The sequence below is a fragment of the Candidatus Bathyarchaeia archaeon genome, assembly GCA_038882715.1.
In the GTDB taxonomy this organism is placed as follows: domain Archaea; phylum Thermoproteota; class Bathyarchaeia; order Bathyarchaeales; family DTEX01; genus DTEX01.
In genome coordinates, this window is record JAVZNR010000005.1 from 66,142 (window position 1) to 89,042 (window position 22,901).

Below are 22,901 nucleotides of genomic sequence, written 5' to 3' on the forward strand. Positions count from 1 at the left end.
TAATCAAATAAATATCTTACGGTACGTTGGATAAAAGTTAAGGAAAAACAATGAAGTTTTTAAAGAATAGTTAAGATATGCCAAGCATTATGTCCAGCGATGACTTCGAATCCAAGGCGGCTTTTAATGGGTGACCTGGATATGGGCTTACCTCAACGATTAGAAAACCATTGTAGCCTACTTCTCTTAGAGCCTCTATAACGCTCTGCCATTGAATGTTTCCCTCGAAGATAGGTCTGAACTGCATCGTGGAGAACTGGAAGTCCTTAACATGAACGCAGACGATTAAGTCTCCCAGATGCTTTATCCATTGTTCAGGGAAACCGAGAAAAGCAGCGTTTCCAACATCAAAGTAGACTTTCACGTTTGGATGATTAATCTCCTCAATAAATTTACGGAACTCAAGCGGACTATAGAGAAACCTGTTCCATACATTCTCAACGCCAATGATGACTTCGTGATCTTCAGCCGATTGCGCAGCCTCAAGAATACTCTCCCTAGATAGCCTCCACATATCTTGATAAGATACTTCCCTTGTAGCGACGGCTGGAACCACTAGAAACACTCTCGCATCGATCTCTGAAGCGACTTCACACCCCTGCTTAATTATCTCTACGCCTCTCTTCCTCACGTTTGGATCTGGGCTGGCGAGATTATATTTCCAGAAGAGAGCTGTGCAGAGACTCGGCAGATCTAAGCCGAGAGACTTAGCCTCATCCACTATTGCTCTTCTCTCTTTCCTGCCCATTTTAAGCATTTCTTCATCAAGATTCAACTCCACGCCCTCGTAGCCAATATCCTTTGAAAGCCTCAAAATCTCCGCGATTTTAAGGTTTTGCGGATAAATCCAGGCATTTACACCTCTCTTCATTTTCCACACCTTAAAATTTGCTTAGTCTGCTATAATGGTAGTGTAACTGGCTTTCCGGTTTCCGCAGACTTTAAAGCTGCCAAGGTGAACTCAAGGGTTTTTGCGCCTTCCCCTATTGGGGTTCTCGTCTCTCTGTCCTCCAGTACTGCTCTAATCAAATCTTTAGCTTCGAGAAGATACGTGTCTCTTTCTTCTGAAACAGTTGTAACTTTTGTCGGAGGCTTTGTGGAGTACAGCGTTAACGTGTTTATATCCCTTGATTCAAGAGTATAATTTCTGGTCGCTATCCACCATTTAAACCACCATTGCGCGTTTGCGCCCCACGTCGTTGCGGTGATAGCGCCGAGCGCACCAGACTTAAACTTGAACGCTGTGCTGCTCACATCCTCAATAGTCATCTCTGGGACATCAGTCCAAAATTTTCGGTTCATTAGCCCATAAACCACTTCAACGTCGCCGCAAATATATCTGAATGCGTCAAAGAGGTGGGTTGACTGTTCAACCAGCTGCCCGCCGCTCTTGCTCTTATCTATCCACCAGTCCTTTCTAATGAAGTGGCACCAGTACATGCCTAACGCGAGCCCTACTTCACCAGCCTCACCGGAGCTCACAAGCCTTTTTGCCTCTTCAATAGCGTACCCAAACCTGCAGTTATATCCGACTTGGCTTTTAACATCATTCTTCTCAATGGATCTCACCATCTCTTTCGCAGTTTTCATGTCTAGGGCTATGGGCTTCTCAATGAACACATGTATGCCTTTCTCGGCGGCTACTATGACCTCATCTGTGTGAGCGAATGGAGGCAAGCAAATATACACGATGCCCAGCTTCTCTTTATTCAGCATTTCATGCCAATCGCTATACCATCTTCCGCCATACTTGTCGGCCATAGCCTTCGCTCTTTCCTCGGTTATGTCGGCGAACGCCACCATGCGAACTTCCTCTAGGGTCTTAAGCCGCTCTGCATGCGTTATCGCAATCCCGCCGCATCCAATAAAACCAACATTAATTTTTTCCATACATGACCCCCAAACACTCTTTTTAAATCCTTAATATTGCTACCATTTAAGAGGATTTGGAAAAACTTATAAGATGATTTCTCTAATATGAAAAGCCAAAAAATCATTGGGGGCCTCACCAAAAAGCTTGAACAATAAAGAAGAAAGGCAGGTTCCCGAAGGAATTAAAGTTTTGCTCACATCAATTCTCCGAGAAAATGAAAAAGTTATTTGCAGTGTTGCCGGAGACCTCGATGAAGAGGGAAATTTTGGCGAAAGGTGGCTGTTTCTAACGACGAGAAGGGTTATCGTCGTGAGCTTGGCTACGAAAAGGGTGGTTGAGTTTCAGTTAAATGACATACGGTCATGTTTCGTTAAAGACTATTTAGGTAATTCAGAGATATTTTTTGAGACATCAAATGGATTAAAAAGCGTGATGCGCTTTTCCCGAGACTGCTTAGAGAGCTTCTATAATGTGGCTAAACTTATAGATAAGATCGCTAGGAAGGATATATCTCCGGAAGAAGTGAACCCAGAAATTCTCGAAGAATTTCTGCCTAAAAAGAGCAGCGTTAAGAAAACCCAAGCCTTCATCTGGCTCATGAGCTTCTTAAAACCCTATGCTCACTACGTTATCTTAGCGGTGATATTATCGCTTTCTATAACCGCTCTGAATCTCACGCCACCGTATCTAATGAAGCTGTTGCTCGATGAAGTGTTTGCAAAGAGAAATCTAAGCATGTTGATCTATATTGTAGCAGCATTTATCTCAATTTATGCACTTAACGCGGCTTTAGGCGCGGCTCAAAACTATACTCTCTCATATCTGGGCCAAAAACTAATTTATAATATCCGCGTAAAAGTTTACGAGCATATTCAAAGGCTCTCGCTTGGCTTTTACGATAGGATGAGCTCTGGACGCATCATGACCAGAGTTACTGACGATGTTGGGCGCGTACAATGGTTTCTCACTTGGGGGACGCAGACCTTGATTACAAGCACCCTGCAGATTATAGGGATAGGGATAATAATTTTCTCCATGAATATATATCTGGCTATCTTCGCGTTGCTGCCTATACCGATAATCGTGGTCGGCGTACCACTGTTTAGAAAGAGGGCGCATAGAGCGTACCACAAGGTCTGGCGCAGATGGGCTGATGTCAGCTCGTTGCTGTGGGACACTATTCCCGGAATAGTTGTGGTTAAATCGTTTACACAAGAGAAATTTGAGATAAAGCGATTAGTGGAGAGGCTGGGCAATCTAGTCATCGCAAACCTTAAAGTTACTCTTCTTCACATAAAGTTCTTTCCACTACTAGGATTCGCTATTTCGTCTGGAACCGCGATAGTCTGGTGGATTGGCGGACAAGAGGTGTTAAGGGAAAATATATCGCTCGGCTCACTTGTGGCGTTTGTAAGCTACATGGGCATGTTTTATGGGCCGGTGCAGACAATAAGCAACCTGTTTGAGCCTTTACAATCCTCATTAACATCCAGTGAAAGGATTTTGGAGATAATGCAGATAGAGCCTGAAATCAAGGACGCGCCAGATGCAGTAGAATTTCAGTTTAAGGGTTCAATAATGTTTAGAAACGTTAGCTTCGGATACAATCCCTATATTCCAGTATTAAGCAACATAAACCTGGAGATAAAGCCTGGGGAGAAGATTGGCATAGTTGGGCCGAGCGGGTCTGGTAAAACAACGCTCACTAAGCTGCTACTTAGATTCTATGATCCGACTGAAGGATCCATATATATCGATGGGGTGGATTTGAGGAAGATAAAGCTCCAGTGCTTAAGGTCTCAGATAGGTCTCGTTCTTCAGGATCCATTGCTGTTCTATGGATCAATAGCCTACAATATTGCTTATGGAAAACAGGATGCTGCGCCAGAGGAGATAATAGCGGCTGCGAAGGCGGCTAATGTTCATGAGTTCGCCATGAACCAGCCATTAGCATACGATACGAACGTTGGCGATAGGGGTTGGAGACTTTCTGGTGGAGAGAGACAGCGTGTCTCCATAGCGAGGGCAATAATAACTGAGCCAAAAATACTTATATTAGATGAGGCAACCTCATCAGTAGACACGTTAACCGAGAAAAAGATTCAAGAAGCTATGGAAAACCTTGCTAAGGGGCGAACAACGATTATAATCGCCCATAGGCTTTCAACATTACAGAACGTTGACAGAATAGTTGTCATGGATAAAGGGAGAATAGTTGAGGTTGGAGCACATGAAGAACTAATGAAGGCTGGAGGGCTTTACAGTCAGCTCTATAAGGCTCAGTTCGCCGAGGAAACCGCGATAAGCGCTTTACAGAGGTGATCTTAATGCCACTATCCGACTTCCTGAAAAACCTCAATATTCTCGATCCTAAGAAAGTGAAAGTTTTTCTCGAGGAGGAAAATACGCTTAAGCTGGTCGTTGATGGAAAGGTTTTCTCAGGGCTTATGCCGGCTAGACCGTTTCCGATAACTCATCCTGAATTCATAATATTTAGAGACAGCTATGGGGTCGATGTCTGCATGATTAAAGATTATAGGGATCTCGATGAAATCTCTAGGAGAAATCTTCAGGCAATCTTAAATAAAATATATTTTATTCCTAAAATCCTGAGAATCAAGAGGATTGAAACTAGCGGAGACGAATTCTTATGGGAGGTTTTAACCGATAAAGGCCCAAAAATGTTCAGGACGAGGGGTCGTATGAGCGTGATGCAGATTGAGAGACGGGTTGTCATAACTGATGTAAACGACAACGTCTATGAAATAGAAGATCTCTATAAGCTGGATCCGCATAGCATGAGCGAGATCGAGTCAACGATATAACATTGCAAGCAACTTCCCAGATTCGTGTTATTTGCTATAATCGTTGTTATTCAGCTTATTCTTTGAGGTTTTGGGAAAAGACTCGTTTATCCTGCTATTAGCGATGATCGCGGCTTCTTCAAGTATCTTCTCAGCCTCAATGCTTTCAGCGCTAAAATTCAGACTCTCTAGGGCGCTTCTACCCACCTCAATAGTCATTTCATCTAATATCTTCTCGACTTGAGCGAGCTCTGAGCTAATTTCAGGGGTGACGCTCGATATTTTTTCACGGGTCTCACCGATCACCTTCCTAGCTAAAGATATCGCTGACATAAAATTACCGTACTCGTAGAGAGTTCGGAGCCTTAACGCGGTCTTATCGAGAGATATCTTTGAATCTATGAGTAGGCTTTTATGCCTTCTTATCTCTGAGAGTTCGTTAGCAAGCATTTTGGCTCTAGATTCATCGTGGCGTTCATATGCCCAAACTATTTTTTCCGACATATCTTTCTCTCGTCTACTGTAGCGCTCAATATGCTCATCAATCTTATTTATCTGCAATTCAATACGTTTTATGGCCTTTTCAAATCTATCTTTTAGTGGAGGAACCGGTCGGAGAGCGCCTTTTAAGCCTTTAGATCCTTCCTCCCAGTCGCTAGAGAAGCTCAATGACAATCTTCCACCATCCCGGATTGAGTGATAAGGGGGGAAGCGATAAGGCTTTCTAATATGTGGAGATATATTTTTAAGCAACAACATTTATATTCAATATCCCCATAATTAAGTATCAGCGTTTGATTTTACTAAGCGATTGGGGAGGAGTAGCAATGGCTATCGAAAGGGTGTTGACCGGAATACCCGGATTTGATGAGATACTTAACGGTGGAATACCTAAGCGGAACGTAGTCCTTCTAGCCGGCGGCCCCGGAACCGGGAAATCCATATTCGGCTACCAATACTTATATAATGGGCTGGTTAAAAAAGAGCCGGGCGTGTTCGTCGCCCTTGAGGAACACCCTGTCCAAGTTAGGCTCTCCATGGCTCAGTTTGGCTGGGATGTTTCTTCATATGAGGATAAGGGTTTATTCGCCCTGGTTGATGCTTTCACCGCGGGGATAGGTGAGGCAGCTAAAAGAGAAAAATATGTTGTTAAGGTTCCCGATGACTTTCAGATGCTTATAGATGCGCTTAGAGCAGCCATCAGGGATGTTGGCGCTGAAAGAGTTGTCGTGGACTCGGTCACAACGCTCTACATAACTAAGCCCGCCTTAGCGAGGAGCATGGTTCTACAGCTCAAAAAGGTTTTATCCGGGTTAGGGTGCACGTCAATTCTTGTCTCGCAGGTGAGCGTTACCGAAAGAGGATTTGGAGGCCCAGGTGTTGAGCACGCTGCCGACGGGATAGTTAGGCTTGATCTAGATGAGATTAACGGTGAGCTTAAGCGCAGCATTATTGTCTGGAAGATGCGTGGCACATCTCACTCTATGAAAAGGCACTCTTTTGAAATAACTGACAGAGGCATAGTTATTAAGCCTAAAGAAGTAATTATATTATCTCGTGGGAGGATGAGCGAATATGAGTGAAATACCTCTTTCACCGATAGGTAGGGAGCAGATCCATAAACTGGAAGCCATACTGCTAATAAACAGCATATTTAGACCGGATGTTCTTGAAGAGCTAAAGAAGTCAGAGGAAAGGATAACTTGGGTTGATAGCCTCGCGGTTGCGGCAGCGGCTTTAGCTAGGGAAAAAGCAAAGATGACGGTGTCCCAGATAGCGGATGAGCTCGGTAGAACCGAGGCAACTATAAGAAACCACTTACAGGGGAAGACTAGAGCGGGTCAGATAGTTAGAGAAACATATGAGAAGATTTCTAGGGAGAACGTAACTGTAATGTTGCCGGAGTTTATATCTACTGAAGAGATTAAACGCTTGAGGTCTGAATTAGAGGAGGAGCGTAAGAGAAGGCTGGAAGCGGAGAACATTCTTAAAGAGATTCAAGCGTTGTTAGCTCAGATGCTCGATCGAGTAAGTAGAGCCATAGCCTAAATCTTCTTTGAGCGTTAAGCATTTAATACGTGATGACATAGAGGATTAATGATGGATATTTTCGATATTTTCAAACTTAGAAGAAGTATCCGTGCTTTCACCAGCGAGGAGGTTAGCGACGAGGAGATTGAAAAGATTCTTGAGGCCGCTAGGTGGGCTCCTTCAGCTGGAAATATTCAACCGTGGGAATTTATTGTAATCAAGAGACCCGACATTAAAAGAGAGATCGCTAGAGCGGCTTTAAACCAAACTTTCATAGAAGAGGCCCCCATAGTTATAGTCGTGTGTGCGGATGAAGCTAAATCCAGCAGAGTTTATGGAAGCCGGGGAGCGACATTGTACTGCATACAGGATACTGCCGCAGCCATAGAAAACATGCTTCTAGCAGTATGCGCGCTAGGCCTAGGAGCATGCTGGGTCGGCGCATTCTATGAAGAAGAAGTTAGGCGGATTTTAAAGATACCTAGAGGTTTAAGGCCGGTTGCAATAGTGCCCATAGGGCACCCGGCTGAGAAACCCCGTCCACCCAACAAAAGACCATTAAAAGAGATAGTTCACCATGAGACATTTTAGGCTATTAAGCCCTATACCCTCTTTATATTACAGAAGGCTTTAGCGGCTTCTAGGATCTCATCAGCTTGCTCCTCCGTTAGGAGGTATCCATGCAAATATTTTCCTTTAGCTCTCAATCCGCTTAACACGGTCTCCTTGATTAACAGAGGTGGATCAAACCTATACAGCTCGCTGAAAACTATCGCCCCCCTCCAACCCATCTTTTCACATTCGCGTCTTTCCTCATCGCTAAGATCTTCCTTCTTCACAAACCCTTTCACTACACCATATCCTATGAGCGAGTCTCCTCCCTCAAAACGCTTAGCGAAAAATATTAGATTCCCCTTTTCCCAGCGCCTAGGAACGCCGGGATAATACTTCTTTATCGTGAAAACCTGCTCAACCCACTCATCTCTGGTTATGCGCAAAATATAGTTCTTGGATAAACCGCCATGTTCTGTGTTCAAGACGAAGCACGCAGCCTGATCTCTAAAAATACTATTTATATCTGATCTGATGAAGATAAAAGCGTTTGTTTTATCCGCTATCTCAGTTGACTACTTCACTATTCCGTAGCCAATTAATCTCCATCTACCCATTATTTTCCGGCTTATCGCAACTCTTGATTTCTCTTCACTGCAAACTGGCCGTGTAAGCTTAAGTTCCACAGTGCCGCCCTTTATGTGCGTAACATTTCCAGTTGTAATGGCTGTTCCAACATCAAGTAGAAGCGTCTCTCCAACAGTTATCTGCTTCACCTCAGTCTGCTCCCGCGCCCCAATAACTCGTTCAAAAAGATGCGCCTCTATGGTTAAATCATACCTTGTAGGCGGAAGCAAGCCCGGTTTACCAACAACATTTCCCGATAATTTATCAGCCTTAGTTAGAGACGGGTCGAGAAGCGTGCCTACACCGACAAGGCCGCCGCAAACAGCCTCCTCAACCCTTCTCCCTCCAGCGTGAAGGCTCGTTATGCGGGTGAGCAACGACTCATATACGCCCCTAGAAGAGCTAATTCCAGGCCTTATTTCAATCTCTTCCCCAACTCTAAACTTGCCTTGAAGTATTGATCCACCTATAACGCCTCCAACGAGGCTCTCGACGGGAGTTCCGGGCTTATTAACGTCGAATGATCGGACGGCGTACATGTATGGGGGTTTTGCCGGATCGCGTGGAGGGGTTGGAATATATTTTTCTATAGCGTACAGTAGCAGGTCTATGTTAACTGAGTGAAGCGCTGAAACGGGTATTATCGGCGCACCCTCAGCCACTGTTCCCTTCGTGAACTCAACTATCTCCTTATAGCTTTCGAGAGCCCGCTTCTTATCGACGAGATCTATTTTCGTCTGCGCGATAACAATCTTATTGACCCCAATTATCTCTATTGCGGCCAAATGCTCACGGGTCTGGGGCTGAGGACACGGCTCATCGGCCGCTATAACCAGTATAACGCCGTCCATAACCGCGGCTCCTGAAAGCATGGTCGCCATCAAAGCCTCATGGCCAGGCGAATCCACAAAGCTTAACGCTCTAACAAACTCGGTCTTTGCTCCGCATCTTGGGCAAATCTCGCTGGTGGAATAGTTATGCGGGGCTTCACATACCGGACACTTATAAACCGGGGCATCAGCGTAACCGAGCTTTATAGTTATGCCTCTTTTCAACTCTTCACTGTGTCTTGAAGCCCAAACCCCGGTGATGGCTTCAACAAGCGTGGTTTTTCCATGATCTACATGACCTATTGTACCAATATTTACTTCTGGTTGGCGTGGAAGACCGTTACCTTTAACCATACTCACCAACAGTAGAGGAGAGAGCTCAGAGCAATATAAATAAATCGGAAAAGGCAACTCCGTCAAAATCTTCTTTAAAAGAAGGTTTATAGGAAACGTTTGTCTCCTTAAAATTGTGACGGTGATTTAAGAATGGCTACTTGCAGTAGATGCGGCTTTAAGTTACCTGAAGGCGCAGCCTTCTGCCCGAACTGTGGAGCGCCCGTTGAAAGGGTTGAAGAAGCGGCTCCATCAGACTCGATAGCCGGTCTTTTAAGGCTCGGCTTAATGGGGTCCTTTCTCTCTCTAGCGATTTCGGTTCTCGCCGGACCTGTAAACCTATATTTTGTGCCACCTTTTCTATCAGCCTTAGCAGTCATATACTTCTCTAGGTTAAATAGGCTTAAAGATGCGGTCATAGTTGCTATGGCGATTTATCTTTTCACCGATGCGATTATCACAGGTCTATTTCTAGGCACGATCTATGCATCTAACCAAACATTGGCAGAATATTACAATGGTTATATGCCGACAATAATAGATGTACTGATGTACACGATTTCGCCGATAATGGCCATAATTGCCGGATACGTTGGCTTCAAAATATCGCCTAGAAAAAAGGAGGAAGCCTACTTCAAAGGTGGCGGGGTTGAGCCAACTCTAACCTATAGTTTGGGGAGAGGGCTCAAAAAACTTAAATATGTTTTCCTAGGCTCTTATAAAGTTGATAAATGTTAGCGTGGCGAACAACTGATGAATGTACCAAAGGAGATAAGAACCTATTGCCCAAAATGCAATAAACATACTGTACACTCCGTCTCCATATATAAGGACGGTAGGCGCAGAGCTCTCGCCAAAGGAGAACGCGCCCATGAAAGGGAGAGAAAAGGTTACGGTGGACAAAAGTATCCCATACTTAGGCGGAAAGCTAAGACGACAAAGAAACAGGCGCTAAAGCTCAGATGTAAGGACTGCGGATACACTTTCCAAAGAGAAGGCATACGCCTAAAGAAGCTCGAGATACAGTAACAATGCGGTAGGTTAATCTCGACTGAGGGAGGCGGCTTCAAATGAGACTTTGGGAAAAGATCATTCCAAGACCGAGAAGTAGTTTTATACAGGTTAAATGTGCCGAATGCGGAAATGAACAGACTATTTTTAGCCATGTGTCTTCCATTGTACGCTGTAATATTTGCGGAGCTATTCTCGCGGAACCAACTGGCGGAAAGGCAAACGTTAAAGGCGAGATAGTGGCTAAATTTGGTTAGCGGGTGTTGATGAAACATATGCCTATGCCTACATCTAAAGCTGAAGAGTGGCCAGAGGTCGGCGAGCTCGTAATATCAACTGTTAAGGAGATAACGGATTACGGGGCATATGTTACGCTAGATGAGTATGGAAAAGAGGGCTTTCTCCACATTTCTGAGATATCGTCTGGGTGGATAAGAAATATCCGCGATTATGTTCGCGAGGGTGAAAAAGTAGTCTTAAAAGTTTTAAGGGTTGATCCGTTTAGAAACCAGATAGATTTATCGCTTAGAAGAGTTACTCAGCGTGAGAAGAGAGAGAAAATTCTGCTTTGGAAGAGAAGCAGAAAAGCTGAAAGCTTGCTTAGGAGTGCGGCTCAAAGGCTTGGGATGCCTTTAGAGAAATTATATGATGTCATTTCCGAACCGTTTAGGAAAAACTTCAGCGATATTTACGATGGCTTAGAGGCAGCTGCCAGAGAAGGCGAAGCTGTCTTGATAAAAGCCGGCTTGCCTAAAGAGGTCGCTGAGGCTCTCACAAGCATAGCTAAAGAAAAGATTAAAGTGACGACTGTTAAGGTTAGAGGCATATTGAACTTAACCTGCACAAAGCCCGACGGCGTCCTAAGGATAAAAGATGCCCTGTTAAAGGCTAAGGAGGCTGGGTCTACAAGTAGATCCAGCGTCAACATATATGTGGCAGCTCCACCCAAATATTACGTGGAGGTCATGGCTAAAGATTATAAGGAGGCGAACGCTATTTTAAAGAAGGTGGCGGACACAGCGATAAACATTATAACGAGCCTTGGAGGACAAGGATCCTTTACAGCTGAAGGTGGACAAAAGTAGTGGTTTGGCTGATGAGAAAATGTGTAAAATGCGGAAGATACACGCTTAAAAGGGACCTTTGCCCATATTGTCATGGAGAAGTGCGCGTTCCGCACCCAGCTAAGTTTTCCCCGGACGATAAGTATGCCATATATAAAGGCATGTTGAGGAGCGTATCGACAGGTGAAGAAAACCACGATAATAGAGAAGGAAGAAGTTGAATTAAGGAGCCCGGTTCTTATAGAGGGGCTTCCGGGCCTAGGAATGGTTGGCAAAATAGCCGTTAAATATCTAATAAAACAGCTGAAAGCTAGAAAATTCGCTGAGATGTATTCCCCCCATTTCGCCTATTATGCTCTGGTAGACAGTAAAGGGGTTGTAAGCTTACTTAAAAACGAGTTTTATTATTGGAAGAATGAGTCTGGCGAGAATGATTTGATACTTTTAACAGGGGACAGCCAGGCGCAGACGGTTGAAGGACAATATGAGGTTGCTGATGCAATTCTAGAATTCGCGAGAAAAAAGAATACGAAGTTGATCATAACTGTCGGAGGGTATAGGAAAGATGTCACGGGCACACCTCAGGTGTTTGCTTCAGCCACAAGCCCAGAGGTTTTTAAAAAAGCGTTGGACGCGGGTTCTCTCTGTAGTCCTTCAGGAAGCCCAATTGTAGGTGCGGCTGGATTATTGCTTGGTCTAGCGAAGTTTAAATGTATTGATGGTGTATGCCTATTAGGTGAGACTCCGGGATATATACCGGATCCGAGGGCTGCGAAAAGCGTTTTAACAGTTATTATGAGGATGCTTGACTTAAAGCTTGATTTAACAGATCTAGATAAGGAGATTCATAGGATTGCGCAGGTCGAGGAAGAGATGAGGAGAATCGAGGAGCAGCGTAGAGCCGCTGAAAGAGAGATGTTGAGAGAAGAGAAAGAGAGAGTATCTTATATCGGGTAGGGCAAATCTAGATTTCAGCCTCTATATAATGAAATCTTTTTGCCTAACCATGTATTTTTGAAGAATCCGCCTGTAATCTTCGAGGTCGCTTATTGTATGGTTTATCACGCTCACATACAGGTTTATAGCGTCATATATCTCCTTTTCAGAATCCGCCTCAAGAATATCGCCTTCGATCTGCTCAGCTATTAGCTGCGTCAACTCATTTCGTCTAGAGACCAGCTTAAAAGGCTCTAAAATCCTCCTTTTAAGCTCGTTAACCTCAGGTTTAGGTAAGTCTCCTCTAACCACCCGCTCCACAATATCCTCTATGGTATCCTCGTCTGAAAGCGGTACACTTTTCCTAGATGCAACATCCCCCTTAGGTGTCAAAAATATAACTAAAGGAATGCTTTTGACGCTATAGATTTCAGCGATATCTTCATTTTCAGGGTCCTCAACATTAATTAAACGAATACGTATGTTAGGCCTTTTTCTCTGAAGCTTTTTCACTATTGGGATGAGCTTTCTTCTGCTCTCGTAGAGATCCGAGTAAAAATACATTATTTCAATTTTTTCTTTTTTCACGTCACCCATTTTTATGAGGACACCTTTAATTGCCCAGTCATATAGTGATGGCTTTTGGTTTATTGCTCGTTTTTAAACCTCTGCAAATAAAATATTGGGGGTGTTAGAGCTTACAGGGAGTGTTGTACTAGAATTTTTGCGTTTAAGCCTTCTTAGTTATCTCTTTAATTACTCCGGCAGCGATAGTTGTACCCATGTCTCTTATAGCGAACCTTCCCAGCGGTGGAAACTCTGTGTAGACCTCCAAGCATACTGGTCTAACTGGCTCAAATCTGACGAGGGCGGCATCTCCAGTTTTAAGGAAAGCTGGTTTCTCCTCAACGGTTTGCCCAGTCCTCGGGTCGATTTTCCTTATGAGCTCAGCGAACCTAACCGCGATCTGCGCTGTGTGAACATGCATTACAGGCGTGTAACCAGCGGCTATAGCGGTTGGATGATAAATAACTATTATTTGACCTATGAACTCCTTGGCTACTGTCGGCGGGTTTTCAGGATGCCCGCAGACATCCCCTCTTCTTATATCCGTCTTCGCTAAGCCTCTAACGTTGAAGCCTATGTTATCTCCCGGCTCAGCTTTCGGTATTCTAACATGATGCGTCTCTATAGATTTAACCTCACCTATCTTGCCAGACGGCATAAAGATGACTTTATCTCCCTCTTTTAATACGCCTGTTTCAACGCGTCCAACTGGCACTGTTCCAACACCGGTTATTGAGTATACGTCCTGTATAGGTATCCTCAATGGCTTCTCGATTGGTTTAGGCGGCACCTCAAATAGGTCTAGCGCCTCGTACAGCGTTGGGCCAGTGTACCACGGCATATTCGGACTCGGCTTAACTAGGTTATCTCCAAACCATCCAGATACCGGGATAAACGGTATCTTAGCAACGTTGTAACCAACTAGCCTTAGCATTCTGCCAACCTCATTCTTAATTTCCTCGTAGCGCTCCTTGCTCCAGTTAACTGTTATGTCATCCATCTTGTTTATGAGGACGATTATCTGCCTAACGCCCAGAGTAAAAGCCAAGAAGGCATGTTCTCTAGTCTGGCCTCCAGGCCCTATGCCAGCCTCAAACTCGCCCTTTTTAGCTGAGACGACCAGTATCGCTGCATCCGCTTGGCTTGCACCCGTTATCATGTTCTTGACGAAGTCTCTGTGCCCAGGCGCATCTATAATTGTGAAGAAGTATTTCGGCGTCTCAAACTTTAGGTATCGTAGATCTATTGTTAAGCCTCTTTCTCGCTCCTCCTTAAGGTTGTCCAGTATCCACGCGAACTTAAATGACTCTTTACCGAGCTTTTTCGCCTCCTCCTCGTAGGTTTTAACGGTTCTCTCATCGACCACGCCAGCTAGATATAGGAAGTGGCCCATAGTTGTTGATTTTCCATGGTCGACGTGCCCAATTATTATCAGGTTCAGATGTGGTTTCTCGGGTCTGCTCATTCTTCATCCTCCACATATATTGCTTAAGATTTAACTTGATTAAAAATCAATCATTCAATTATTTTAAGTTTACTTTTATCATAAGGATTTTATTAAAACCACATCTCTTAATACGGCGCCCTCCATGGATCATTCTTTTTCCTCCGACATGTAGAGAAACGGGTTAGTTATATCGTCTTTCCAATCAATATATTTAATGGCGATATGCCTCTCCGGTTTTATCGCGGGTTTAGGCTTTCCAATAACTTCAAACCTGAACAGTGAGGATTTATACCAGCATATCCCCGGGTTTTTGCTGACAGGGAACTTTAATCTTACAGTAAACATCTCATAGTTTGCAGTCTCGTAAACTGTTCCATACTTTGAGAAATCTCTAATTATGTCGGTTATTACACTGTTCATTTTTAGAAGCATAAACTCAACAGCCTTCCATTTCTTCAGCGAAGCCTCAGCGGTTGATAACCCAACATATCCAACTCCGCCCTCCTTTAAGCAAGCAATTCCTCTGGAGATAAAAGCCTTAAGTCCGCTTAAGGTTTCTAGGGGTTCTGAGGAGAAGACGTCGAAAGCGCCAATGAGCTCTTTTGGCAGAGGATTTGAGACATCATAATGCTGAAACTCTATATCTAACCCATTGTTCTCACGTAATCTCTCTATGTACTCACCGAGCCTCTTATCTATATCTAAGACAAGTATTCTAGATGGTAAACCCGTTAAGGATAATGCCACACTTAATAGGTCGTCATCGCCTATAAGCACAAAAGATTTTCCGTCTAGATCCCCATAATAATGCATTAAAGCCAGCCTGTAGATTACATCCTGCTCGCACATATAGCCCTGAAAGAAGTTTGCGTCCGGCATAGGTCTATCTTTAACAATTCGAATATATTCCTCCAGAATCTCCCTGAACTTTTCGTCGAGAATTACCCTTTTTCCCTCACATTTACAGCATATTTTGCTCTTGAATTCTAAAGCGCTCTTGTTAACTAGTTTTGAACCCTCCTCCGTAAGATGAATTTTTCCATCTTCTTTAACGCCTATTAACCCGTCATTAAAGAGGTTATTTATAGCTGCCACAAACTCTTTTACAGTATACTGATTTGCGTCAAGCAGCTCCCATAGACTCTTTTCAGACTCTGAGAGAACTCTAAGTATCTGAGATTCTATTTTTCTCATAGAAATCCCTTCTCAAAATCTTTTTCTCAACGTGAGATGGCTTAAGCTCTTCGATCAATAAGCTGAACGCTTTAAGCGCGGGCTCATCGGATCCGCACGTGAAGATGTCAAGGGCAACATAACCACATTCGGGCCACGTATGGATGCTTAAATGGGACTCGCTTAAAATATATGCGGCGGAAACACCATGAGGCTCAAACTGATGAAAAATTGAAGAAACAGCGTGAAGCCTGGATCTAGAAACAACACTATCTAGAATAACGCGTAGATCTTCTACTCTCGCTATCTTCCTGGGATCCACTCCCAGGAAGTCGGCGATTATGTGGATGCCCAATTTGAACATCCACCGTCTTTTTCTGATGTCTTATTAGCAGAGCTGTTCTCCGCCGACCACGCATACAGTATTGCAAGCCCCTTACTTTCAAAAATTAAGAGCTTAATCTTTTATAAATATTTCGGGCAAGGGATTTGTTGGGCTGGGCTATAAAGCCGAAAAAATGAGACTTTAAATTAAACTAACATAAAAATTTGTTATTTTTCTAAACCTGAAACTGTAAGTATCGGTTTTCCTCGGACCCTTCTGCGCCAAAGCCAAATACTATTGTAGTTGAGCCTATTTTGCTGACGACTTCTCTTATCTCGCGCATTAGCACCATACTACTTGTATCAACGTAAATGTTTTCATGGTTTGCCGCAAGATTCGTTATAGAGTCTTTCTGAAGATTGGCGAGAATAATTATATGGGGAAGAAAAGCAAATAAACAATTGAAATACTGTCTTAAAGATGTGGGTGAGGATCGATATTGCCGGTTTTTCTTGAAGACTTTGCTCGACTAGTTAATGATAGGAAGGATTATTTAAGAGAGAGGATTTTGAGGGGTAAATTTAATCCATTAGAAGAGGACTTTAGAAAGCACATGATTAACCATTGGGCGCCTCTAGAAGATTTAAATTCCTTCTTCGTCAATCTTAAAGACCTTAACGTTATGGCTGTTGATTCAAGCGTTTATACGAATCTTCTCTCCAGCGGCGGCCTGCTTTACATTATCAGAAGCATGTCAATGCAGCGCGATATCGCCGCCGCTAAGAGAATTGATATCGACGTAATATTCAGCAAAGATAAAATATCTAATGTCTATGAACTTATTGCCGCTAAAACGGAACTGTTGGAGTTTGAGGTGGCGCTTGAGGCTATAAAGAATGGTTTTGATGGAGATGCAATATTAATCGATGGATCATTATATGGCAGGGCCTCTCATATACCGCTAGAGCCTAGGGTTGAGGAGGAACGCGACCTCTTGCTACGCTATTTTAAAGTTTACAAGAGTCTCCTAGACCTATGCCGTGAATCAAATATCCTTTTAATGGGGGTTAGCAAGGAGAGCAGGTCAACCTTTTATCGCGATTATCTGCTTCACCTAATCTTCAATGAAAGGCTTAACGCATTAAGCATCAATACGGAGGACAAGAGGCTGCTTAGAGAGATATTTTTCCAGATACTTGATTCGGAGAGAGTTGCCCTAGAGAGATTTTATGGGCTTAAGAAAAAATATGGCGGCGACTTAAATCCCGTTGAAATGATTTTATGGGAATTAGCTTCCTCTAGACCTGACTACCAGCTGATAATGAGCTGCGTTTCATCAATTGGATACGCTTATCCGATGCTTCTGGGTCCAACCATCAGGATGGCGAAGCGTCTAAAAGAGTATCAGAAGGATCCTGAAGGATACGTTAAGAAGTATTTTCCGAGACTGTCGATGGAGAGGGGTGAGAGATTCATCCAATGGGCTTCTGAGGTTTTAAGGGATATATCGGAGCTTCCGAGCTTCGTCTCCTTCTACCTTCTACTAGATTGGAGGGATTCCCCTATCCGCATCGATATTCCGTTCTATGATAAAATGCTGTTTGAGGTTGATTGGCCTGAACCCATTGAGTTCAACGTTGAAGACGTTCTAAAAATTATGGTTACTGGCTACTGCGGGTTAAACGCGTACAATATCTGGCTTAAAAATGTGGATGAGAAGGTTAGGCTTAAGAGGAAAGTTGTAGACGAGATTTATCTTCCGTTTTTAGAGAAAGTTTTTGGAGAGAAGATAATTCGGGGTAGGGGGTATAGGCGTGTCAAATACCCTTAAGGAAATCGGCATAATTGTCGGCGAAGCCAGCTCAAGCGAATTCTACTTTAGCTCAAAGCCGGAGGAGATGCCTTCAAGATGGGAATATGTCGTCGTCTTCTCACTAGAAGATATCGGCGGCGCTCTGAAAGAGATACCCGTGATAGCTCAGGTTCAGGGAATAGTATCTGCGAGCCAAGCTTTAACGAGGGATCTCGACTTCGACATAACTAAGAAGATCGTGGAGGCCGGCATCGCCGATAGAAAGGTTTGGTGTAAGGCCAGAATACTCGGATATTTAAGCGATAACGGCGAAGTGCTCCAGCCGAGAAAGGCCGTTATGCCTGGAAAACCAGTTTACGTAGCTTCACGGGATCTGTTAGAGAAATTCTACTCGTTTCCAAGCGACGAAGCAATCCATGTTGGTTACCTCATTACTAGGAGCGATGTGCCAATATTCCTGTCTCTGAGAGGATTCAGGAGGCATCTTGCGATAATAGCTCAGACCGGGGCCGGGAAGAGCTATTTGGCTGGCGTCCTCGCGGAGGAGCTGCTTAGGAAGGGGGCTACTATCGTTATGCTGGATCCGCACGCGGATTACGTTTTTCTCTCTAAGACGGTTGAGGGAGGCAGGTATGAGCTATCTGACAATATTGTCGTTTTTAGAAACCCGGCGAGCACTGGAAGATACTCAGATACTGACGTTGGTAGGGTTGAGCCTTACGAGGTTTGTTTTTCAGACCTCGATCTAGATGAAATATGTTTGATTGCGAGGATAAGTGAACGCTATGTGAACATTAGGAATAGCCTCGAAAAGGCTATAGTGAACGTGAGGAGAAAGAAAACGATTTTCTCGCCTAAAGATGTTTTAGAGGAGCTACAGCAGGCGGATACTTGGGCCGCCGACGAAAAGGAGAGGGCTGCGGCCCGCGCGGCTCAAAAATACGTTAAACGTATAATTGGCATGAAGGTTTTTACAAACGTCTCCACTTCCATTGATAAAATGCTGAAGCCGATGCAGCTCTCTGTAGTTGATCTCTCAGGTCTTGAGGATGAGGTCTCCGATTACATAACATTTAGGATCCTATCTGAGATTTACGAGAAGGTGGCCGGCGGCGAATTCAAGTACCCTGTCTTCATTTTCATCGAGGAATCTCACCGATTTATTCCCCCTGAAGGAAAGACTTACTCAAGCACAACCATAAGGAAGATTGCCGCAGAGGGGCGAAAATTCGGAGTATTTTTAATCCTCATCACCCAGCGCCCATCGAGGATTCACTCTGATGCTTTAAGCCAATGCAACAGCCAGATAATTATGCGCATCACCAACCCCGAAGACCAGAAGGCGGTTTCAATAAGCTCTGAGCGTATGAGCCGCGATCTACTGGAGGATCTTCCAGGGCTTAATGTTGGGGAAGCGGTTATCGTCGGGGAGATAACGAAGGCACCCGTTATGATTAAAGTTAAGAGGCGGCGCACTCGTGAGGGTGGAGCGGACATTGATATTGTTGGAAAGCTTAAAGAAGCCTTCTCCGTAGCAAATAAGGGCGAAGTCGAATTAGAAACTGAGAAATTAAGGGATGAACTAAAAGATTTTTATTGTTAGAGTGATGGCTGATGGTTAGAATAGCTCATATTGCAGACACACACCTAAGCTTTCGCCAATATAATCTCGATGAACGGGAACGCGACCTCTATGATGTTATGGATGAGATAGCTGAGAGGATCCTAGAGGAGCGAGCAGACATTATTATTCACAGCGGAGACCTTTTCGACTCACCTAGACCACCCGCCCAAGCGTACTATGCTTTCAAAAGTTTTCTTGCGAAAACTAGTGGCAGAGCTAGGTTCTTCTCAGTTTTGGGGGATCATGATACGCCTAAACGCCGCGGTATGCCTCCACAAAAACTGTTTGACGATAAAATCCATGTTCTAGGGCTTACGGGCGGCAGCCATCAAGTGTTGCAGGTAAATGGGCGAGATATTTTAGTTGCCGGCGTATCGCACATAAGCCGCCGGTACAGAGAGATGCTTACTGAAGAGTTAAAGAAGCTGGATGCTGTAGCCGCAAATTATCCGATAAGCGTGATAGCTTTGCATCAGGCCATCGACAGGTTCTTTCCATTTGAGGATGCTTCAGAGTTAAGGCTTGACGATTTGCCGAGGAACTTTAAATACTATGCTATGGGGCACCTGCATAATAGGATGCGGGCTTCTTTCGGGAGAGGCGAACTCGCCTACCCAGGCTCAACCGAGATAATGAGAAGCGATGAAATAAGCGATTGGGAGAGGCGTGGGAAAGGCTTCTACATCATAGACCTAGATGGTGGCGACTTAGATATTAGGGAAGTCAACCTTGAAAGGATACGGCCGCAGCTAGAGTTTAAAATAAAATATGATGCTTTCGAACTTGAGCTTAAAAGGCTTATAGACTCACTTAAGGTTTATTCTGGTAGGAAGCCTCCAATAGCGCACGTAATTGTCGAGGGGAAGGAGATTGACCGCCAAAAGGTTCAACAATCCTTGAATAAAGCCTTAATGGGTAAGGTTTTGTATTTTCGCTCCAGAGTTATCGAGGAGCCTGAAAGGGATCTCGTTGATCTGAAGCCCGGCGATATTAACATAGGTTTGCTTTTAAGAGAGTATCTGAGGGATGAGAAGGTGGCCGAGTTTGGTTACGAGTTATTCAAGGTTTTAAAGGATGGGGATGTTGAAGAGGCGAAGAGAATTGCGGATGAATACTTTAAGAGGATGATGAAGATTGATTTTGAGAAGAGTGCATCTTGAAAATTTCATTTCACATAGAAACAGCGAATTAGAGTTTGATTACGGGATCAATATTATCGTAGGCCCAAATGGAGCTGGGAAAACGTCGATTCTGGATGCCATAAGCTTCGCGCTCTTCAACATACATGGTAGGGGAAAAAACGAGAATCTGATTCATAGGGACGCTGAGAGGTCAAGGGTTTTTGTAGAGTTTAGTGAGGGTGGAGTAAACTACGCTGTGGAGTGGGATATTGATCGAAAGAGAAGGCAGACGAAAGGCGTGTTATTGAAGGTTGAGGATGGCAGAAAGCTGGTTATAGCTAGGGGCGGCGGACGGACAATAATTTCGGAGATAGAGAAAATTACTGGCTTAGATGAGCATCTCTTTCTCCAATCAGTTTATGTTCAACAGGGGGAGATTGAGAGGCTGGTTACTGAAACGCCATCTAATCGGAAGCAGATGATTTCAAGGCTTCTTGGGATAGAGGATCTGGAAAAAGCCTATCAATACATGAGAGAGCTGATCGGCGACTATCAGAGCGTCGCCTCATACTTGGATGGCGAGTTAAAGAGAAAGCCTGAAGTTGAAGGTCGCATAAAAGTCCTAAAATCAGAGATAGACGCTTTAGAACACTCCCTTAGATCCGAATCCTCAAAGTTGAGAGATGTTGAGGAGAAGATTAATGTTCTCGAAGGGGGGCTGAAAGACTTTGATCGGAAAAAGGAAATATTTGTTAAGCTGAATTCGGAAGCTGCGGTTTTAGAGGCCAGCATCACAAATTTAACTAGAAGTTTAAGGCAGAAGGAGGTGGATTTAAAGGAGGCTGAGGCTGCTTCTGCAAGAGTCGAAGAGTTGAAAGAGGCTATTTCAAGGCTGCCGATAATGGAAAAGTATTGTAAGCTGCTCCAAGCGTTAGGCGAGAAGGAGAGGGAAATGGATCTCGAGCACCAGAGGCTTAAGCGCGTAGAGGAATTGAAGAGCATACTTGCACGTAATGAGAGAGCCTATGAGAGCTACTTGGCGAAGAGCGCGGCTCTCAGCCAAAAAATGGCGGAGAGAAAGATCTACGAGGGATCTAGGGAGGGACTTATGCGGTTGAAAAAACTCTATGAGGAGACTTTAGAGGAGAGGAATAGGAAGTCTGGAGCTTTAACGCGTCTGCTTAACGAGTATTCGCTTATCTTAGGCGAGAAAGCCACTATCGAGAACATTCATCTTCTCCTTGACAAAAGAAGGGGCGAATTTAGCGCTTTGAAGTCTGAATTAGAGAAGCAAGCGAGCATTATAAGGGAGAAGATTGGGAGCATTAGAAGTAGAATTGAGGATCTTGAGTCTAAGATATCTAAGATATCCGAGGCCGATGTCTGCCCAATCTGCGGGAGGGCTTTAACCCCTGAGCATAAGCTGAAGCTTAAGGAGGAGTTTGAGAAGATAAAGCAAGATAGCTATAGGGATATGATTTCGCTCCAACATGATCTAAAAAATGTTGAATCAAAGAAGAGGGAATGCGAGAAAAACTTAGAAAGGATGTCAACGATTGATCCGAAGAGGGTTTCTGAGATCTTAGACGAGATAAAAGAGTTAGATAAGAGGGCGCGGCAATGCTGGTGTGAGATGGAGGCCTTAAGAGGGAAGGTTGAGGTTTTAGACAAATTGGACTCTGAAATAGCGGCGCTTGAAGAGGAAGTTAAGGGTTTAGAGGAGGCTTACAGGGAATACGATGCTGCTAAGCGGGAGCTTAGCAGATGGCCGCGGAAAGAAGATATAGAGACTAATCTTGACAGGATTAATGGGGAGATAGAGGCGATTTCAAACGAGATAGAGGTTTTGTTAAATAGTCTCGGCTATAGGCCGGCGGATCCTGAAAAAGAGCTGGCTGATTTAAGGGTTAAGAAAGCCGAATACGATAGAAATGAGCCTTTAGCGAGAAAGATGAATGCTTTAAGGGCTGAAGTACAGAGTTTAGTAAATGAGATTTCGATTGAAAGCTCGGAGTTAGAGAGAATTAAGGCTTCAATTAAAGAGCTCGCTTACGATGAAAGCCTCCACAGAGCGATGCAGCAGAACTATGAGAAGAAGATTTCCGAAAAAATCGGGCTTGTTGAAAGGATATCCGGTCTAAGAGCCGAGCTAGAGAGAGCGAAGATGGAGAAAGAGAAGTGCGAGGAGGAGATGAAGCGGCTTCTGGAGAAGGAAAGGGAGAAAGCTAAGGTTGAAGAATTCATTAAAATCCTACAAAATATTAGGGATGCTTTCCATAAGGATGGGGTTCAACGATTGATTAGAGCGAGGTCAAGGCCCCTATTAGAAAGGTTCACGAGAGATTTTCTTGAGAAATTTAACTTGGAGATCTCAGACGTCCATATCGACGACGACTATAATATTTCGGTTATTGGTCCTGCCGGCCTCCAAAGCATAGAGCAGATCAGCGGCGGCGAGAGGGTTGCGCTTGCAATATCCCTTAGGCTGGCTATAGCGCGCGTTCTTTCAGATAGGGTTGAAGCCGTCATCATGGATGAGCCGACAATACATTTAGATGAGGAGAGGCGCAGGGATCTGATCAACATTTTAAGCTCATTCTTTAGGGAAGGCGGAAGAATTATCCCGCAGATAATTGTCATAACACATCACCATGAAATCGAGGATGCAGCCGACATAATGTACAGCGTAAGTAAAAGGGAAGGCGTCTCGGTAGTTGAGTTAGAGAAAACACTAAATTAAGTGCCTGGACATGCGATTATTTTGAAAAAT

24 protein-coding genes are annotated in these 22,901 nt (G+C 44.1%); 15 read left to right on the forward strand and 9 right to left on the reverse strand.

Annotation, left to right across the window (positions count from 1 at the left end):
• Positions 1–70 precede the first annotated feature (70 nt).
• Together QXR61_04430 and QXR61_04435 are read right to left on the reverse strand one after the other, a co-directional pair.
• Positions 71–871 (reverse strand): sugar phosphate isomerase/epimerase family protein, encoded by an 801-nt coding sequence (locus tag QXR61_04430; protein MEM3757192.1) that lies wholly within the window; start codon positions 869–871, stop codon positions 71–73.
• Between the two features lie 29 nt (positions 872–900).
• Positions 901–1,890, reverse strand: coding sequence for a Gfo/Idh/MocA family oxidoreductase (locus QXR61_04435; GenBank protein ID MEM3757193.1), 990 nt, complete (start codon positions 1,888–1,890; stop codon positions 901–903).
• 127 nt (positions 1,891–2,017) lie between these two features.
• Between QXR61_04435 and QXR61_04440 the strand changes: the two genes are divergently transcribed.
• Both QXR61_04440 and QXR61_04445 read left to right on the forward strand, forming a co-directional pair.
• A complete protein-coding gene (locus QXR61_04440; GenBank protein ID MEM3757194.1) occupies positions 2,018–4,195 on the forward strand; it encodes an ABC transporter transmembrane domain-containing protein in 2,178 nt (725 codons plus the stop codon).
• Between the two features lie 5 nt (positions 4,196–4,200).
• Positions 4,201–4,698: a DUF1854 domain-containing protein gene (locus QXR61_04445; GenBank protein MEM3757195.1), complete on the forward strand. Its 498-nt coding sequence runs from the start codon at positions 4,201–4,203 to the stop codon at positions 4,696–4,698.
• 27 nt (positions 4,699–4,725) lie between these two features.
• On the opposite strand, the gene QXR61_04450 is transcribed toward QXR61_04445, so the two are convergent.
• The gene (locus QXR61_04450) at positions 4,726–5,346 is read right to left on the reverse strand and encodes a hypothetical protein (GenBank protein ID MEM3757196.1); all 621 of its coding nucleotides are present in this window, start codon (positions 5,344–5,346) and stop codon (positions 4,726–4,728) included.
• 158 nt (positions 5,347–5,504) lie between these two features.
• On the opposite strand from QXR61_04450, the gene QXR61_04455 reads away from it, so the two are divergent.
• The 3 genes from QXR61_04455 to QXR61_04465 are packed head-to-tail and all read left to right on the forward strand — an operon-like array spanning position 5,505 to position 7,299.
• Complete coding sequence (locus tag QXR61_04455) at positions 5,505–6,260, forward strand: KaiC domain-containing protein (GenBank protein MEM3757197.1); 756 nt, start codon at positions 5,505–5,507, stop codon at positions 6,258–6,260.
• Positions 6,253–6,726 carry a transcriptional regulator gene (locus QXR61_04460; protein ID MEM3757198.1) on the forward strand — a complete coding sequence of 158 codons (474 nt, stop codon included), beginning with the start codon at positions 6,253–6,255 and terminating at the stop codon, positions 6,724–6,726. The genes QXR61_04455 and QXR61_04460 overlap by 8 nt, the downstream gene beginning before the upstream one ends.
• A gap of 48 nt (positions 6,727–6,774) precedes the next feature.
• The gene (locus tag QXR61_04465; protein MEM3757199.1) at positions 6,775–7,299 is read left to right on the forward strand and encodes a nitroreductase family protein; all 525 of its coding nucleotides are present in this window, start codon (positions 6,775–6,777) and stop codon (positions 7,297–7,299) included.
• An 11-nt stretch (positions 7,300–7,310) separates the two neighbouring features.
• Here QXR61_04465 and QXR61_04470 read toward each other — a convergent pair whose 3' ends face one another.
• Positions 7,311–7,706 carry a hypothetical protein gene (locus QXR61_04470; GenBank protein ID MEM3757200.1) on the reverse strand — a complete coding sequence of 132 codons (396 nt, stop codon included), beginning with the start codon at positions 7,704–7,706 and terminating at the stop codon, positions 7,311–7,313.
• A 129-nt stretch (positions 7,707–7,835) separates the two neighbouring features.
• Positions 7,836–9,071: a translation initiation factor IF-2 subunit gamma gene (locus tag QXR61_04475; GenBank protein ID MEM3757201.1), complete on the reverse strand. Its 1,236-nt coding sequence runs from the start codon at positions 9,069–9,071 to the stop codon at positions 7,836–7,838.
• Between the two features lie 132 nt (positions 9,072–9,203).
• Here QXR61_04475 and QXR61_04480 point away from each other — a divergent pair, with 132 nt between their 5' ends.
• The 6 genes from QXR61_04480 to QXR61_04505 are packed head-to-tail and all read left to right on the forward strand — an operon-like array spanning position 9,204 to position 12,082.
• Entirely contained in the window at positions 9,204–9,788 is a 585-nt protein-coding gene (locus QXR61_04480) for a zinc ribbon domain-containing protein (GenBank protein MEM3757202.1), read from the forward strand.
• Between the two features lie 15 nt (positions 9,789–9,803).
• The gene (locus tag QXR61_04485; GenBank protein MEM3757203.1) at positions 9,804–10,079 is read left to right on the forward strand and encodes a 50S ribosomal protein L44e; all 276 of its coding nucleotides are present in this window, start codon (positions 9,804–9,806) and stop codon (positions 10,077–10,079) included.
• 41 nt (positions 10,080–10,120) lie between these two features.
• Positions 10,121–10,318 (forward strand): 30S ribosomal protein S27e, encoded by a 198-nt coding sequence (locus tag QXR61_04490; GenBank protein MEM3757204.1) that lies wholly within the window; start codon positions 10,121–10,123, stop codon positions 10,316–10,318.
• Positions 10,319–10,327: 9 nt separating this feature from the next.
• Positions 10,328–11,146, forward strand: a complete 819-nt coding sequence (locus QXR61_04495) for a translation initiation factor IF-2 subunit alpha (GenBank protein MEM3757205.1) — start codon at positions 10,328–10,330, stop codon at positions 11,144–11,146.
• A complete protein-coding gene (locus QXR61_04500; protein MEM3757206.1) occupies positions 11,146–11,346 on the forward strand; it encodes an RNA-protein complex protein Nop10 in 201 nt (66 codons plus the stop codon). The genes QXR61_04495 and QXR61_04500 overlap by 1 nt, the downstream gene beginning before the upstream one ends.
• A complete protein-coding gene (locus QXR61_04505; GenBank protein ID MEM3757207.1) occupies positions 11,309–12,082 on the forward strand; it encodes a proteasome assembly chaperone family protein in 774 nt (257 codons plus the stop codon). The genes QXR61_04500 and QXR61_04505 overlap by 38 nt, the downstream gene beginning before the upstream one ends.
• Positions 12,083–12,103: 21 nt before the next feature.
• Here QXR61_04505 and QXR61_04510 read toward each other — a convergent pair whose 3' ends face one another.
• The 4 genes from QXR61_04510 to speD form a co-directional block, all read right to left on the reverse strand.
• Positions 12,104–12,658 carry a thioredoxin family protein gene (locus tag QXR61_04510; GenBank protein MEM3757208.1) on the reverse strand — a complete coding sequence of 185 codons (555 nt, stop codon included), beginning with the start codon at positions 12,656–12,658 and terminating at the stop codon, positions 12,104–12,106.
• A 133-nt stretch (positions 12,659–12,791) separates the two neighbouring features.
• Positions 12,792–14,093, reverse strand: coding sequence for a translation elongation factor EF-1 subunit alpha (gene tuf / locus QXR61_04515; GenBank protein ID MEM3757209.1), 1,302 nt, complete (start codon positions 14,091–14,093; stop codon positions 12,792–12,794).
• Between the two features lie 129 nt (positions 14,094–14,222).
• The gene (locus tag QXR61_04520; protein MEM3757210.1) at positions 14,223–15,269 is read right to left on the reverse strand and encodes a bis-aminopropyl spermidine synthase family protein; all 1,047 of its coding nucleotides are present in this window, start codon (positions 15,267–15,269) and stop codon (positions 14,223–14,225) included.
• Positions 15,241–15,603 carry an adenosylmethionine decarboxylase gene (gene speD, locus QXR61_04525; GenBank protein ID MEM3757211.1) on the reverse strand — a complete coding sequence of 121 codons (363 nt, stop codon included), beginning with the start codon at positions 15,601–15,603 and terminating at the stop codon, positions 15,241–15,243. The genes QXR61_04520 and speD overlap by 29 nt, the downstream gene beginning before the upstream one ends.
• A gap of 469 nt (positions 15,604–16,072) precedes the next feature.
• Between speD and QXR61_04530 the strand changes: the two genes are divergently transcribed.
• Genes QXR61_04530 through QXR61_04545 form a run of 4 tightly spaced genes read left to right on the forward strand, consistent with a single transcriptional unit; the run spans position 16,073 to position 22,871 of the window.
• Entirely contained in the window at positions 16,073–17,404 is a 1,332-nt protein-coding gene (locus QXR61_04530; GenBank protein MEM3757212.1) for a DNA double-strand break repair nuclease NurA, read from the forward strand.
• Entirely contained in the window at positions 17,388–18,989 is a 1,602-nt protein-coding gene (locus QXR61_04535; protein MEM3757213.1) for an ATP-binding protein, read from the forward strand. The genes QXR61_04530 and QXR61_04535 overlap by 17 nt, the downstream gene beginning before the upstream one ends.
• An 11-nt stretch (positions 18,990–19,000) precedes the next feature.
• Complete coding sequence (locus QXR61_04540) at positions 19,001–20,170, forward strand: exonuclease SbcCD subunit D (protein MEM3757214.1); 1,170 nt, start codon at positions 19,001–19,003, stop codon at positions 20,168–20,170.
• A complete protein-coding gene (locus QXR61_04545) occupies positions 20,160–22,871 on the forward strand; it encodes an AAA family ATPase (GenBank protein ID MEM3757215.1) in 2,712 nt (903 codons plus the stop codon). Before QXR61_04540 ends, QXR61_04545 begins: the two co-directional genes overlap by 11 nt.
• Positions 22,872–22,901 lie beyond the last annotated feature (30 nt).

Coding starts and splice junctions, on each gene's coding strand:
- QXR61_04455 (MEM3757197.1), top strand. CDS start 5,505: ATGGCTATCGAAAGGGTGTTGACCGGAATACCCGGATTTGATGAGATA.
- QXR61_04445 (MEM3757195.1), top strand. CDS start 4,201: ATGCCACTATCCGACTTCCTGAAAAACCTCAATATTCTCGATCCTAAG.
- QXR61_04495 (MEM3757205.1), top strand. CDS start 10,328: ATGAAACATATGCCTATGCCTACATCTAAAGCTGAAGAGTGGCCAGAG.
- tuf (MEM3757209.1), bottom strand. CDS start 14,093: ATGAGCAGACCCGAGAAACCACATCTGAACCTGATAATAATTGGGCAC.
- QXR61_04465 (MEM3757199.1), top strand. CDS start 6,775: ATGATGGATATTTTCGATATTTTCAAACTTAGAAGAAGTATCCGTGCT.
- QXR61_04480 (MEM3757202.1), top strand. CDS start 9,204: ATGGCTACTTGCAGTAGATGCGGCTTTAAGTTACCTGAAGGCGCAGCC.
- QXR61_04520 (MEM3757210.1), bottom strand. CDS start 15,269: ATGAGAAAAATAGAATCTCAGATACTTAGAGTTCTCTCAGAGTCTGAA.
- QXR61_04510 (MEM3757208.1), bottom strand. CDS start 12,658: ATGGGTGACGTGAAAAAAGAAAAAATTGAAATAATGTATTTTTACTCG.
- QXR61_04540 (MEM3757214.1), top strand. CDS start 19,001: ATGGTTAGAATAGCTCATATTGCAGACACACACCTAAGCTTTCGCCAA.
- QXR61_04430 (MEM3757192.1), bottom strand. CDS start 871: ATGAAGAGAGGTGTAAATGCCTGGATTTATCCGCAAAACCTTAAAATC.
- QXR61_04435 (MEM3757193.1), bottom strand. CDS start 1,890: ATGGAAAAAATTAATGTTGGTTTTATTGGATGCGGCGGGATTGCGATA.
- QXR61_04485 (MEM3757203.1), top strand. CDS start 9,804: ATGAATGTACCAAAGGAGATAAGAACCTATTGCCCAAAATGCAATAAA.
- QXR61_04490 (MEM3757204.1), top strand. CDS start 10,121: ATGAGACTTTGGGAAAAGATCATTCCAAGACCGAGAAGTAGTTTTATA.
- QXR61_04475 (MEM3757201.1), bottom strand. CDS start 9,071: ATGGTTAAAGGTAACGGTCTTCCACGCCAACCAGAAGTAAATATTGGT.
- QXR61_04460 (MEM3757198.1), top strand. CDS start 6,253: ATGAGTGAAATACCTCTTTCACCGATAGGTAGGGAGCAGATCCATAAA.